At 63.4% G+C, this 13,620-nt stretch carries 11 protein-coding genes; 3 read left to right on the forward strand and 8 right to left on the reverse strand.

From position 1 onward, the window contains the following. Window positions 1–124: 124 nt before the first annotated feature. The 8 genes from tssH to tssA form a co-directional block, all read right to left on the reverse strand. Window positions 125–2,782, reverse strand: a complete 2,658-nt coding sequence (gene tssH, locus C9990_RS00410) for a type VI secretion system ATPase TssH (protein ID WP_106802278.1) — start codon at window positions 2,780–2,782, stop codon at window positions 125–127. Further along, window positions 2,775–3,818, reverse strand: a complete 1,044-nt coding sequence (gene tssG / locus C9990_RS00415; RefSeq protein WP_065902535.1) for a type VI secretion system baseplate subunit TssG — start codon at window positions 3,816–3,818, stop codon at window positions 2,775–2,777. The genes tssH and tssG overlap by 8 nt, the downstream gene beginning before the upstream one ends. Then, window positions 3,782–5,641: a type VI secretion system baseplate subunit TssF gene (tssF, locus tag C9990_RS00420; RefSeq protein ID WP_106802279.1), complete on the reverse strand. Its 1,860-nt coding sequence runs from the start codon at window positions 5,639–5,641 to the stop codon at window positions 3,782–3,784. The genes tssG and tssF overlap by 37 nt, the downstream gene beginning before the upstream one ends. Next, complete coding sequence (gene tssE, locus C9990_RS00425; RefSeq protein ID WP_005792513.1) at window positions 5,638–6,153, reverse strand: type VI secretion system baseplate subunit TssE; 516 nt, start codon at window positions 6,151–6,153, stop codon at window positions 5,638–5,640. Before tssE ends, tssF begins: the two co-directional genes overlap by 4 nt. Window positions 6,154–6,231: 78 nt before the next feature. Beyond that, window positions 6,232–6,720 (reverse strand): type VI secretion system tube protein Hcp, encoded by a 489-nt coding sequence (locus C9990_RS00430; RefSeq protein ID WP_005792512.1) that lies wholly within the window; start codon window positions 6,718–6,720, stop codon window positions 6,232–6,234. 184 nt (window positions 6,721–6,904) lie between these two features. Further along, a complete protein-coding gene (tssC, locus tag C9990_RS00435; RefSeq protein ID WP_032884437.1) occupies window positions 6,905–8,401 on the reverse strand; it encodes a type VI secretion system contractile sheath large subunit in 1,497 nt (498 codons plus the stop codon). A 2-nt stretch (window positions 8,402–8,403) separates the two neighbouring features. Continuing rightward, the gene (gene tssB / locus C9990_RS00440) at window positions 8,404–8,910 is read right to left on the reverse strand and encodes a type VI secretion system contractile sheath small subunit (RefSeq protein WP_010207547.1); all 507 of its coding nucleotides are present in this window, start codon (window positions 8,908–8,910) and stop codon (window positions 8,404–8,406) included. 54 nt (window positions 8,911–8,964) lie between these two features. Continuing rightward, window positions 8,965–9,984, reverse strand: coding sequence for a type VI secretion system protein TssA (gene tssA, locus C9990_RS00445; protein ID WP_106802280.1), 1,020 nt, complete (start codon window positions 9,982–9,984; stop codon window positions 8,965–8,967). Window positions 9,985–10,379: 395 nt separating this feature from the next. On the opposite strand from tssA, the gene tagH reads away from it, so the two are divergent. The 3 genes from tagH to tssK are packed head-to-tail and all read left to right on the forward strand — an operon-like array spanning window position 10,380 to window position 13,620. Further along, window positions 10,380–11,708, forward strand: a complete 1,329-nt coding sequence (gene tagH / locus C9990_RS00450; protein ID WP_065902525.1) for a type VI secretion system-associated FHA domain protein TagH — start codon at window positions 10,380–10,382, stop codon at window positions 11,706–11,708. Between the two features lie 51 nt (window positions 11,709–11,759). Continuing rightward, complete coding sequence (gene tssJ / locus C9990_RS00455; protein ID WP_065902524.1) at window positions 11,760–12,269, forward strand: type VI secretion system lipoprotein TssJ; 510 nt, start codon at window positions 11,760–11,762, stop codon at window positions 12,267–12,269. Between the two features lie 16 nt (window positions 12,270–12,285). Beyond that, window positions 12,286–13,620 (forward strand): type VI secretion system baseplate subunit TssK, encoded by a 1,335-nt coding sequence (tssK, locus tag C9990_RS00460; protein ID WP_106802281.1) that lies wholly within the window; start codon window positions 12,286–12,288, stop codon window positions 13,618–13,620.

Below are 13,620 nucleotides of genomic sequence, written 5' to 3' on the forward strand. Positions count from 1 at the left end.
TTAACCCGTAAATGACTTAATAACTGAAGAAACCGAATCCAATGTGGGAGTTGCCTTGTGTGGGAGCAGGCAAGCCAGCTCCCACACAAGGCAACTCCCACAGTTTTTATCGCATTCCGTCAGGTCAATCGTTGAAGTCGTAGTGCAATTCGTTATCCCGCGTGCTGATACCCACGCCCGCCAGCGCCTTGCCTTCGAGCATGCGCGTGAGGAATTCACGGCTCATGTCCGGCAGCAGGCTGTTGGTCAGAATGGTGTCGATCATGCGCCCGCCGCTTTCGGTTTCGGTGCAGCGCGAGACGATCAGGTCGACCACCGCGTCGTCGTAGTCGAAGGCGACCTTGTGGGTGCTCTCCACGCGCTTCTTGATGCGGTCCAGTTGCAGGCGAGTGATCGCCTTGAGCATCGTGTCGCTCAGCGGGTAGTAAGGAATGGTCACCAGGCGGCCGAGCAGCGCCGGCGGGAAAATCTCCAGCAACGGCTGGCGCAGGGCCTTGGCGATTTCTTCCGGCTCGGGCGTGTTCGCAGGGTCTTTGCAGACATGCGAAATCAGCTCGGTGCCGGCGTTGGTGGTCAGCAGGATCAGGGTGTTCTTGAAGTCGATCACCCGGCCTTCGCCGTCTTCCATCACGCCCTTGTCGAACACCTGGAAGAAGATCTCGTGCACGTCCGGGTGGGCTTTTTCCACCTCGTCCAGCAGCACCACGCTGTAGGGTTTGCGCCGCACTGCTTCGGTCAGCACGCCGCCTTCGCCGTAGCCGATGTAGCCCGGTGGCGCACCCTTGAGGGTCGACACCGTGTGGGCTTCCTGGAACTCGCTCATGTTGATGGTGATCACGTTCTGCTCGCCGCCGTACATGGCTTCGGCCAGGGCCAGGGCGGTTTCGGTCTTGCCCACGCCCGACGTGCCGGCGAGCATGAACACGCCAATCGGCTTGCTCGGGTTGTCGAGGCCGGCGCGGGAGGTCTGGATGCGCTTGGCGATCATCTGCAACGCGTGGTCCTGGCCGATGATGCGCTTCTTCAGGTGCTGGTCGAGGTTGAGCACGGTCTCCAGCTCATTGCGCGCCATACGGCCCACCGGGATGCCGGTCCAGTCGGCGACCACCGAGGCCACGGCCTGGTAATCCACGGTCGGCAGGATCAACGGGGTTTCGCCTTGCAGGGCTGTGAGGCGCTGTTGCAGGTCGACCAATTGGGCGCGCAGCTCATCGTTGCCGCTGTCCACCACGCCGGCTTTTTCACGCAAGGTTGCGCGGGTCGCCAGCAGTTCGTCGACCAAGGTTTTCTCTTCGGCCCAGCGGCTTTCCAAGGTGGCCAGGCGTTCACGCTCGGCACTCAGCAAGGCTTCGCTGTTGGCCTGGCGTGTACCGATGGCGATGCCGATCGCGTGTTCGCGGGCGATGATCTGCAACTCGGTTTCCAGCGCTTCGATGCGGCGGCGGCTGTCATCGACTTCAGCCGGCACGGCATGCAGGCTGATGGCGACACGGGCGCAGGCGGTGTCCAGCAAACTCACGGATTTGTCCGGCAGCTGGCGCGCAGGAATGTAGCGGTGCGACAACTTCACCGAGGCTTCCAGGGCTTCGTCGAGAATCTGCACCTGATGGTGTTTTTCCATGGTCGAGGCCACGCCGCGCATCATCAGCAGTGCCTTGTCTTCCGACGGCTCGGCTACTTGCACGACCTGGAAACGCCGGGTCAGCGCCGGGTCCTTCTCGATGTGCTTTTTGTACTCGGCCCACGTCGTCGCGGCCACGGTACGCAAGGTGCCACGGGCGAGGGCAGGCTTGAGCAGGTTGGCGGCGTCACCGGTGCCGGCGGCGCCACCGGCACCTACCAGCGTGTGGGCTTCGTCGATGAAGAGGATGATCGGCTTGGGCGAAGCCTGGACGTCTTCGATGACCTGGCGCAGGCGCTGTTCGAACTCGCCTTTCATGCTCGCGCCGGCTTGCAGCAGGCCCACGTCGAGGCTGCGCAGTTCCACGTCTTTGAGCGCAGGCGGCACATCGCCGGCGACAATGCGCAGGGCGAAACCTTCGACCACGGCGGTCTTGCCCACCCCGGCTTCACCGGTGAGGATCGGGTTGTTCTGGCGCCGACGCATCAGGATATCCACCAACTGGCGGATCTCTTCGTCACGGCCCACGATCGGGTCGAGCTTGCCGCTGCGGGCCTGTTCGGTGAGGTCGACGGTGAAGCGCTTGAGGGCTTCCTGCTTGCCCATCGCACTCGGCGCCATCGCGCCGCTGGCTTCGCCTGGTACCGCACCGGCATTGAAACCGTCGCTGGCGCTCAAGGCATTTTCGGGCGAGTCGCCGACGTATTCGTCAAAACGTTCGCTCAGGGCTTCGGCCTTGATCTTGTCGAACTCCGAAGACAAGCCCAGCAACGCGTGGCGCAGGCTCGGGGTCTTGAGAATACCGAGCACCAGGTAACCGGTGCGCACCTGGCTTTCGCCGAACATCAGGCTGCCGTAGACCCAGCCGCGTTCTACGGCCTCTTCGACGTGGGATGACAGGTCAGTGATCGAAGTCGAGCCGCGCGGCAGGCGGTCCAGGGCTTCGGTCAGGTCGCGGGCCAGGCGTGCCGGCTCGACGTTGAACTGGCGAATGATGCGGTGCAGGTCCGAGTCCTGCAGCTGCAGCAACTGGTGAAACCAGTGGGCCAGTTCCACGTACGGGTTGCCCCGCAGTTTGCAGAACACGGTGGCGGCTTCGATGGCCTTGTAGGCCACGCTGTTGAGTTTGCCGAACAGTGCGGCGCGACTGATTTCACCCATGCTCTGGATTCCTTGAGGTGGTGGCGTGATCGGCGTAGTGCCGGGCCAGGATTAGGTCGTTGGCGTCTTGTGCAGGTTTGCCGAGCCAGGTGTTGAAGCCCAGGCGGAACTGGCCGTTGAGTTGCAGCGTCGGCACTTCGGGTTGTTGCAAAACCAGGTTCAGGTCCCAGTCCAGTTCATGGCCCAGGTACTCGGCCACCCACGCCACCAGCTCATTGAACGGCTGGCTGCCGGGCAGCATGCCCATGTAGTCATCGAGCTTGAGCGGGCCGAGGCGGATGCGAAATTTATGCTGGCGGTCCCACACGTGGCTGCCCAGGCAAAAGTCCACGCCCAGTTGATTGGCGCTCACGCTGACGCGGCTGCGCTCGGGCAGTTCCAGCCATTGACCGACGTATTCCTCGATCTCCACGGGCAGGCCGAAGTACTCGCCGAGGATCGCCTTCAAACCGTCCGGGTAGCGGGTTTGCGCCGACAGGTGACCGCTGTAGTGCAGCTTCGCGGTGTCCGGAATCAGGCCCTGGTTGAGCAGGCTCGGCATGCCGCGGCCACTCAAGGCCGCCAGGCGTGCGGACCAGTAGTCGTCGTCCGGACGGTCGTGGCTGACGGTCGGCCGCGCCTCGGCCCAGGCCCGGTAGAACAGGCTCAGCAGGCGGTGGTGGAAAATATCCAGGAACTGTTTGCTGGTGCTGTCGGCGTTGTTGCGCTGACGCTCGCGCACGTACTCGGTGATGTGCAGCGGCAACGGGCCGTTGGGGCCGCCGAGGCCGAAGAAGAACTGCTCCAGCCGCGCCGGCTTGCCGTCGCCACCCGGATCGACCGAGGCCAGGGTCGCCGGGGCGAAGGTGCAGTCGGCCTGTTGCCCGAGGCGCAGCGGGTCATCCGCCAGGCGCAGGGAATGGCCCAGGCGTGGCAGCTCCGGCGATTCGCACTCGATACGCCGCAATGCCTGGAAAAAATCGTATTCCCAGGGCTCCTGATGCATCGCATCCAGAGTATTCACAGGGTCGGACGCCGCCCGGGCTTGGCTTTCCATCGCATGATCTCGCCGCGTTCGGTGGTACGGATCACCGTCTCGGTAAAACTGTTGATCGACACGTAGCGTGCCAGGAAGCGCTCCAGCACTGCACCGAGCAGGAACACGCCAGTGCCGCGAAACGCGTTTTCATCGAATTCCAAGGTAATTTCCAGGCCGCGACCAAACACGATCGGGCCGGGCATCGGCAAGCGTCGGGTCACCGCTTTGCTGCTGACTTCGCGCAGGCCTTCGATCTGCAATTGCAGGGCGGCATCGTTGCTGTCGCCGTACAGGCGCAGCAGTTCGCGCAAGGCGCCGGCGCCCTGGCCTTGTTCGCTCAGCGACAGGTAGTTGAGCGACAACTGGCTGATCAGGCGCCAGGCCTTGGCATCATGGGCGTGGCTGGCGCGCGGGCGGCTCGGGCCGGCAACGCAACGCACGGCCAATACCGGGGCACTGTCGGCCAAGGTGAAGTCGGTCTTGCCGTTGCCCACACTCATGAACAGCGGCAAATCGCGGTTGGTGCACAGCGCGGTCACGCCAAGTTGGCGCAGGTCGTGGCGGTACGGCGCCTGCTGGCTGTCGACCAGGCTGACGAAGGTTTCACTGCCCACATACGTGGAGCGCGGACCATTGCGGCGCTGATCGCTGGACAGCACACGCGGCTCGCGGCGCACGGTGTAGTAGGCCTGGTCCCGACCATACCGCGACGGATCGCGTACCGCGTAGAACGGCAAAAACGGCTGTTCCGGCCCCGTGCCGTGGCCGGTGATGCCGCTCAACGAATGAATCTCGAAGTCCATCGGCCGGGTGCGGTCGGCGATCACATGGTGTTCGTTGACCCGGTCGGACAAGTGGATGCGGTCCACCCGTTTCGGAAACAGGTTGATGGCCGGCGTGCAGAACGGCATGAACTGCGCGGCGCCGACACTGCCTTCCAGGCTCGGCTCGTGACGGTCGAACAGGACGATCAGCTCCAGTTCCTGGCCGTCGCAGCGTTTGACCGCGCGGCCCAGCTCGGCGAATTCGACGAACAGGAAACGGTGGGGCAGGGCGAAGTATTCCTGCAGCAGGCGATAGCCCTGGAATGCGCGCGCGACCACGGGCATCGCCGCGTCGGCGTCGTCAAACCCCCGCGAGCGCAACGCGCCTTGAGGCAGGCGTTCGACCCAGTCGCCACCGGGCTTGCGCGCGAACACCGCGCAGGCGTTGCCGAGCAATTGCTCGTAGAGACGGAACGGTTGCTCGTCGGCGCCGCTCAGGTACAGCGGCAGGTTATCGAGGTCGAGGCTGTTGAACGGCAATTCGGCGCCGGTGCGCAGGGTCAGGCGCAGGCCGGCCTTGGCTTTCGGCTCGCTGGCGGCCAGGCGGCCGAGCACGGCGGCGGGGTTGCCGAAGTACTCGGCGCCGCTGACTTGCAACGGCCACAACGTCACCGGGTGTGCGGTGCGGTACTCGCAGCAGGTCTGGGTCTCGCGGCCCAGCGCGGCACGCAACACCGTGTCACGCGGCAGCGGGAAGCCACTGGCCAGGGAGCCTTCATCGGGATCGGTCTGCAATTGCACCACGGTCATCGACGGTGTCGGTGCCAGGTAGTGCGGGTAGGCGATTTCCAGCAGGTTGTGGGTGAAGGTCGGGTACTCGGCGTCGAGCTTGAGCTGTACGCGGGCCGTCAGGTAGGCAAAGCCTTCGAGCAGGCGTTCGACGTACGGGTCGGCGCAGTCCATGCCGGACAGGGTCAGCCGACTGGCGATCTTCGGGTATTCCTTGGCGAACTCGGCGGCGCTTTCGCGCACGTGGTGCAGTTCCTGGTTGTACAGCTCCAGCAGGCGCGGGTTCATGGGCGCCTCCGCTGGTCGGCATTCACCACGCGCACGTGGCCAGACTCCAGGTCGAGGTCGGTTTGCAGCAGCAGGCGCAATGGCACCGGTTGTGCCCACAGGTCGCCTTCGATCTCGAAACTCAGCGCGTTGTGGTTCATCTCGCCATGGCCGACGCGGGCTTTGACCCGCAAGGTGTGGCGCAGGATACGCGGCTCAAACGTGGCGATGGCCTGGTAGATCAGGGCTTCCAGGGCCTTGATATCGACGCTGGACACACTGTTGCCCGCCAGTGCCGGCAAGCCGTAGTTGACCACCGAAGTACCGGCCGGGGTGTGCAGGGTGGCATCGGCATCCAGCAACGACGTGGTGTTGAGCAGCCACGCCAGGTCGCGCAGAACCGAGGCTTTCAATTGGGTCAGGGACAGCACGCGTTTGTCGGCGCTTTCCTTGGGATTGGTCGGGTCGTCGTCGGTCAACCGGTCCAGCAGGGACGGTTGCAGACGGTCGCGGGAAGCGATTTCAGTTACCACCAAAGCAGCTCCACGGACGGATTGCGAGAGGAACACAAAGCCTTGGGCCGTGGCGCCGGGCCACGGCCACAAGGGCTATCAGCGCTTGGTGTTGGAACGGATGTTCCAGCCAAACTTGATCGCGCCGCCGTCTTTGGTGCCGTCGGCTTTCTGCGGCTGGTAGTCGACCATCACTTGGGCGAAGTTCAGGGTGACGTTTTCGGTCAGGCGGTCATCGGTGCCCGAACCGCCGGTGCTCAGCGAGGTGACCAGCACTTCTTCCAGGTTGATCACCATGTACTCGACCTGGCTCTCGCCACCGGCCTTGCGCACGGTCAGCTTGACCTTGTCGATGTGCTTGCCGCTGGCGCAGTGCATCATCAGGTTCGGCGACGCCTTGTCGACGTACTTGGTCAGCGACAGGTCCTGGATATTCACCTTGCCCGCACCGCCGCCACCGCCCACGTGCATGTTGCCGGACTGGGCCATGCCCCAGCTCCAGTTCAGCACGTCGATTTCGTCCTTGTGGGCCTTGTCCATGGACTCGCCCTTGATGTCGCCGATCTTGATGAAAATATCAACAGCCATGTTTTCTCCCTGTGTGGCGTGCGCCACTCGATTTGGTTTGTGTGGGAGCCCGCTTGTGTGGGAGCGGGCTTGCTCGCGAAAGCGGTGTATCAGCCTGAGATGTTTCGACTGACCCACCGTATTCGCGAGCAAGCCCGCTCCCACACAAGCCCGGCTCCCACAGAAGAGCTAGCTCATCCGATGTTTAGGCGCTTTTCGCCGAAGGCAGCTTCGATACCAGGCGCAGCGACACGGTCAGCCCTTCGAGCTGGTAGTGCGGGCGCAGGTAGAACTTGGAGTTGTAGTACCCCGGGTTGCCTTCGACGTCTTCCACGATCACTTCGGCTGCCGCCAACGGGTGCTGGGCCTTGGTGGTTTCGGTGGAGTGCGCCGGGTCGCCGTCGACGTAGTTGAGGATCCAGTCCTGCAACCAGCGCTGCATCTCGTCCTTCTCTTTGAAGGAGCCGATCTTGTCGCGCACGATGCACTTCAAGTAGTGGGCGAAACGGCAGGTGGCGAACAGGTACGGCAGGCGTGCGGCCAGGTTGGCGTTGGCGGTGGCGTCCGGGTCGTCGTATTCGGCCGGTTTCTGCAGCGACTGCGCGCCAATGAATGCGGCGAAGTCGGTGTTTTTCTTGTGCAGCAGCGGCATGAAACCGTTCTTCGCCAGTTCCGCTTCGCGGCGGTCGCTGATGGCGATTTCGGTCGGGCACTTCATGTCCACGCCACCGTCATCGGTCGGGAACGTGTGGGCCGGCAGGTTTTCCACTTCACCGCCGGACTCCACGCCACGGATGCGCGAGCACCAGCCGTAGTGCTTGAACGAACGGTTGATGTTCACGGCCATCGCGTAGGCGGCGTTGGCCCAGGTGTATTTGGAGCTGTCGGCGCCGTCGGTGTTTTCTTCGAAGGCGAAGGCTTCCACCGGGTCGGTCTTGGCGCCATACGGCAGGCGCGCCAGGAAGCGCGGCATGGTCAGGCCGATGTAGCGCGAGTCTTCCGATTCACGCAGCGAGCGCCAGCCGGCGTATTCCGGGGTGGTGAAGATCTTGGTCAGGTCGCGCGGGTTTGACAGTTCCTGCCACGAGCCCATGCCCATCACGGTCGGCGACGCTGCAGCGATGAACGGCGAGTGCATGGCGGCGCAGACTTTCGACAGCTCGCCCAGCAGCTCGACGTCGGGTGGCGATTGGTCGAAGTAGTAGTCGCCGACCAGGCAACCGTACGGTTCGCCGCCGAACTGGCCGTATTCTTCTTCGTACATCTTCTTGAAGATCGGGCTCTGGTCCCAGGCAGTGCCCTTGAATTTCTTCAGGGTCTTGTGCAGGTCCGGCTTGGAGATGTTGAGCACGCGGATCTTGAGCTGCTCATCGCTCTCGGTGTTGTTGACCAGGTAGTGCAGGCCACGCCAGGCGCTTTCCAGCTGCTGGAAATCCTGGTGGTGGATGATCTGGTTGACCTGGGCGGTGAGCTTGGCGTCGATGGCGGCGATGATCGATTCGATCGACTTGATCGCGTCATTGGACACCAGGTCGGTTTGCGCCAGGGCCTGCTCGGCCAGGGTGCGCACGGCGGTTTCCACGGCTTCGCGGGCACGCTCGGTCTTGGGCTTGAATTCTTGCAGCAGCAGATTCGCGAACTCGCTGGCTTCTTCGGTAGCCCCCAGGATCTGGGAGCCTTCGCGGGCGGTATTGTCCGTCATGATTATTGGTCCCCTGCAGGCTTGGGTGCGCTGGCAAGTGCCTGGAGCAATGCCGGGTCCTTGATCGCCTTCATGATGATTTCTTCAGCGCCAGTCTTGCCGTCCATGTAGGTCAGCAGGTTGGCCAGCTGGGTACGGGCTTCGAGCAGCTGGTTCAGCGAATCGACCTTGCGGGCCACGGCCGCCGGGCTGAAGTCGTCCATGCTTTCGAAGGTGATGTCCAGGCTCAGGTTGCCTTCGCCGGTCAGCTCGTTGGGGACGTGGAATGCCACGCGCGGCTGCATGGCCTTGAGGCGCGAGTCGAAATTGTCGACATCGACTTCAAGGAACTTGCGGTCGGCCACGGGCGCCAGAGGCTCGGCTGGCTTGCCGGCGAGGTCGGCCATCACGCCCATCACGAAGGGCAGCTGGACCTTTTTCTCGGCGCCGTAGAGCTCGACGTCGTACTCGATCTGCACTCGAGGCGCGCGGTTGCGCGCGATGAATTTCTGAGAACTTTGCTTCGCCACGTTGCTGCTCCTGGTCGCTTGAGCGACGGTGTTGTTACTGCACGCTCGGGCGGCTTACTCGCCGTCCGGACCGCGCAGGTTTTCAAATTGGGACATGCCGTCGGGAATCAGGTTGCGCACGATGGCCGCGAAGTCGGCGTGCACCAGATTCTTGGCCCGGTTCAACAACACCGGCAGCGGGCTCGAAGGCTCGTGCCGGGTGTAGTACGCAAGGATTTTGTCGAGGCTGCGCAGCACGTCATCGCGGCTGGCGATGTCGCCAGTGGGGCGCGGTGCTGCGGGGGCTGCGGCGAAGTCGACCGAGGGGGCATTGTCGTCACTGACGGCCTCGGGTTCGCTGCGGGTGTCGCTGTTCGGTACGAATTGGTTGAGGATTTGCAGGGCCTGCTTGAGCGGTTGCTTCAACAGGCTGAGGTCGACGCCCTGGGCCGAACCGACCTGGTCGCTGACCTGTTGTTCGATGGCTTCGCAAGCGGCGCGCGCGGCGCCCAGGGCATCGCGGGTGGCCTGTAATTGCTCGGGGTCGCTGTCCAGGAACGCGGCGTTGAGTTGCTGCGCGCCGAGCTGTTCATCGGGGAAATTCATCAGGCCGCTGGCGTTCAGCGCGGCCCGCAGGCTGACCGGGCCGAAGGTGCGCGAGCGGGTGAGGATGCTTTCGCGCAGCAGGCGAATGGTCGCGTCGCTGGTCAGGCCGGACAGTGCGTTGATGCGAACCGTGGGGTCGTTATCGTCGTCGGCATCCAGGCGCGGGTGCAGGTCGGCCCAGTATTCGCGCAGCAGCGCGTTGATCAGCGTGAGCACTTCTGCGAGCCCGGCCACGCCTTGCAGGGCGAGCGAGCTTTGCAACAGGAAATGGGTGATTCGCAGGTCCTTGCTGCGCTGCAACAAGTCGAGGCTTTGCTGCTGGATGCTGCGCCATTCCGGCGGTTCAGCGGGCAAAATCGAATCGCCCATGCTGCGCTCGGGTTGGCCCTTGGCATCACGCTCCAGTTGGAGAAAGTCCGCGTCATATTCCATGTCTTCGCCACACGGCGAAGTTGCGGAAACGGCGGTGAGCAGCAACGGCACATCCACTGAAATTGATCTCCCTATCAGCCCGTTAGATGGCGGGCAATGCATGCATTAGTTGCGCGAGGAACTTTGCATGTTTTCTTGGTCATATAAGCAAGATGCCACTAATGTGCCATCACTGGTATTCAAGAAGTTGTGCATTTTTGGTGTAGTACTTAGGGCTTGTCAAGGTAAGCTATTCGCCCTCTGTGACAGATGTGCGGTGCTTAACAACCTGCACGACTGGTGGGTCGAACGGCGTACCCGGACAGGATTTTTGTCATGGAGCCCAGTTAAGATCAGCGATCATGCTGGTATCGGCAGGTTGTGGACGGTCGATTGCACGACCAGATGGGGATCTCCCGGGAACCGCTCGGCCCGGGAATCGACTGCGCGCGAAGTATCAGCAAGGAGGCAAGATGTCGCTGTGTTTGACTATCACTAGTTATCACAAGATCACCCCTGGGCAATGCTCGGAAAAGTCCATGAATCAGGGCTCGATGGCTATCGGCCGCAGCGCGGACAATGACTGGGTGTTGCCTGACCCTGAGCGGCTGGTGTCTTCACAACACTGCGTTATTCAATACAAAGAAGGCCGTTATTATTTAACCGATAACAGCACCAATGGCGTGGAGTTGGTCAACGCCGGTATTCGGATGCGCCGGGGTAACAGCGAACCCCTGCAAAATGGCGAGTTGATCCGCATCGGCGATTACGAGATCCAGGCGCGTATCGACTTCAACGTGCAGGCGGTCGACAGCCAGCCGTTTGCCGGGGATTCACCGAACAGTTTTGAAGCGCTGATGGGCGCCGTGGTGAGCACCCCCACGCCGACGCCGGTGATTGCGCCGCAGTTCCATGGGGCGTCGTCGATGGACACGCTGCCGGACCTGTTCGACTTCCTCAGCCCCACTGCCGTACCGCCCGCGACGGTACCGGACCACGTGCCGTCCGAGCAGCATGACTTCCGCCCCCCGACCCCTGTGGTCGTTGAGAAACCCGTGGTGCCGAGTTCGGTCATTCCTGAAGACTGGGACCTGTTTGGCGACACGCCCGCACCGGTCGTCAGCGCACCGCCACCTTCGCCGTCACCGCCACCTGCGCCCATTACCCCGCCGCCGCCCGTGGTCGAGCCCGTGCTCCCCGTGGCCGACAGCCAACAGCCGGATCTGTTGCAGGCCTTCCTGCGCGGTGCCGGCCTGGACCAGTTGCGCCTCGACCGGGCCGATGCCTGCGCGCAGATGGAAAGTATCGGCCGCAGCTACCGGCTGATGGTCGAAGGCTTGATCGATGTGCTGCGCGCTCGCGCCAGTCTCAAGGGTGAGTTCCGCATGCAGCAGACGATGATCCAGCCCGCTGAAAACAATCCGTTGAAATTCGCACCGAATGCCGACGAAGCGTTACTGCTGCTGCTTCGCCATGGCAACCAGGCGTTTATGGCGCCCGATGCTGCCGTGCGCGACAGTTTCGACGACTTGCGCGCCCACCAGTTGGCGGTGATGGCCGGTGTGGAAGCAGCGATCAAACACCTGCTCGGGCGTTTCGAGCCGGCGCAGCTGGAAGAGCGCATGGGCAAGCCCGGCGGGCTCTCGAGTCTTTTCAACGGCTCACGCCAGGCCCAGTACTGGCAGCAGTTCACCGAGCTCTACAGCAACATTTCCCGCGAAGCCCAGGAAGACTTCCAGGACCTGTTCGGCCGCGAATTCAGCCGAGCCTATGAGGAACACAGCGCACGCCAGCGTCGCTGACCCGCAACACATGGATTAACGGATAGCTAAGTACGTCATTGAGGACGCAGGATGATTCCCAGGTTTTTATTCGCAGTCGCCACACTGCTTCTGCTGACGGCGTGTGCCAAGGATGCCGCCAAACCCGACGCCGCCACCGAGGCGCCAGCGGACACTGCCGCCGTCGAGCTGCACTTTCACGCGATTGCCGGGCTCAACCCCGGCGCCAACGGCCAGGCCGCCCCGGTACGGGTGCGCATCTTCGAACTGAAAAACGCCGCCACCTTCGCGCGCTCCGATTACTTCGCCCTGGCTGACCGCGCGCAATCCACCCTCGGCCTGGACCTGCTGGACCAGGATGAAGTCATGGTGCAGCCCGGCGAGCAAATTAGCATCCAGCGCGACCTCGACCCGTCCACGCGCCAGATCGGGCTATTGGTCGGCTATCGCGAGCTGGACCGCGCGCAGTGGCGCACGGTGATCAACGTGCCAGCGCGCCAATACACCGAATACCAGATCAGCCTCGATGTACGCGCGGTGCGCGCCGACGTCGTGGTTGCCCCATCCAGCCCTGCCCAATAACGCAATCGGAGCCCCCATGTCCTGGAACAATCGCGTGGTCTGGTCGGAAGGCATGTTCATCGGAACGCAGCACTTCCAGCAGCATGACCGTTACCTGGAAAACCTGATCGACGCCCGCAGCCGCCCATTGTCCGTGGGCGCCTGGGGGTTCTCCGAGCTGCTGATCGACCAGGGCCTGCTGGCCCAGGGCAAGCTGGCGATCGTCTCGGCGCGCGGCCTGTTACCCGACGGCACGCCGTTCAACATCCCCCAGGATGACCTGGCGCCAAGCCCGCTGAATATTGATGACTCCCTGCGCGACGGCCTGGTGTACCTGGCCTTGCCGCTCAAGCGTGCGGGCGCCCGTGACACCGTTGATGACGGCGAAGACTTGGGCGCTGCGCGCTATGTGAGCCAGGTGCGCGAAGTGCGCGACGACAACGCGCCGTTCGAGAACCGCGCGCCGGTAGCCGTCGGTTCGCGCGCCTTGCGTCTGTTGACCGCGCAGGATGGCATCAGCGACTACGCCGCCATCGGCCTGGTGCGCATCAAGGAAAAACGCGCCGACCGCGCACTCGTGCTCGATGACAGCTACATCCCGCCAGTCCTCGATGTGGCCGCGAGCAAACCGCTGACCGCGTTTCGCAGCGAACTGCTCGGCCTGCTGCACCAGCGTGGCGAAGCCCTGGCTGGCCGCGTGGTCGCCTCGGGCGCGGGAGGCGCCTCGGAGATTGCCGATTTCATGCTGCTGCAACTGGTCAACCGGGCGCAGCCGCTGCTCCAGCATTTCAGCCAATTGAGCCCGCTGCACCCGGAGCGCTTCTTCAGCGAACTGGTGAGCCTGGCCGGGGAGTTCTCGACCTTTTCCACCGCCGGCCGACGTCCGCAGGAATACCCGCAGTACCAGCACGACGACCTGGCCCTGAGCTTCGCGCCGGTGATGGCGGCCCTGCGTGAGGCCCTGTCGATGCTGATCGACAGCAAGGCCACGCCGATCCCCATTGTCGAGAAAGCCTATGGCGTCCACGTGGCGATGCTGGCGGACAAAACCCTGCTCGACAGCGCCAGTTTCATCCTCGTGGTGCGCGCCGATGTGCCGGGCGAAACCCTGCGCGGGCGCTTCGGCCAGCAGAGCAAGGTCGGCTCGGTGGAGCACATCCGCGACCTGGTCAACCTGCAACTGCCGGGCATCGGCCTGCTGCCGCTGCCGGTGGCGCCGCGCCAGATCCCGTACCACGCAGGCTCCACCTACTACGAGCTGGACCGTGGCAGCGAGCACTGGCAGCAACTGAGCAACTCCGGTGGTTTTGCCTTTCATATCGCCGGGCAATTCCCGGGCTTGAACCTGGCCTTCTGGGCGATCCGAGGATAA

Source organism: Pseudomonas sp. S5D5, assembly GCF_003013355.1.
GTDB lineage: Bacteria > Pseudomonadota > Gammaproteobacteria > Pseudomonadales > Pseudomonadaceae > Aquipseudomonas > Aquipseudomonas aylmerensis.

Excerpts from the sequence above, each read along its gene's own strand:
- tssH (WP_106802278.1), bottom strand. The coding sequence starts at position 2,782 with ATGGGTGAAATCAGTCGCGCCGCACTGTTCGGCAAACTCAACAGCGTG.
- tssG (WP_065902535.1), bottom strand. The coding sequence starts at position 3,818 with ATGGAAAGCCAAGCCCGGGCGGCGTCCGACCCTGTGAATACTCTGGAT.
- tssF (WP_106802279.1), bottom strand. The coding sequence starts at position 5,641 with ATGAACCCGCGCCTGCTGGAGCTGTACAACCAGGAACTGCACCACGTG.
- C9990_RS00430 (WP_005792512.1), bottom strand. The coding sequence starts at position 6,720 with ATGGCTGTTGATATTTTCATCAAGATCGGCGACATCAAGGGCGAGTCC.
- tssC (WP_032884437.1), bottom strand. The coding sequence starts at position 8,401 with ATGACGGACAATACCGCCCGCGAAGGCTCCCAGATCCTGGGGGCTACC.
- tagH (WP_065902525.1), top strand. The coding sequence starts at position 10,380 with ATGTCGCTGTGTTTGACTATCACTAGTTATCACAAGATCACCCCTGGG.
- tssJ (WP_065902524.1), top strand. The coding sequence starts at position 11,760 with ATGATTCCCAGGTTTTTATTCGCAGTCGCCACACTGCTTCTGCTGACG.
- tssK (WP_106802281.1), top strand. The coding sequence starts at position 12,286 with ATGTCCTGGAACAATCGCGTGGTCTGGTCGGAAGGCATGTTCATCGGA.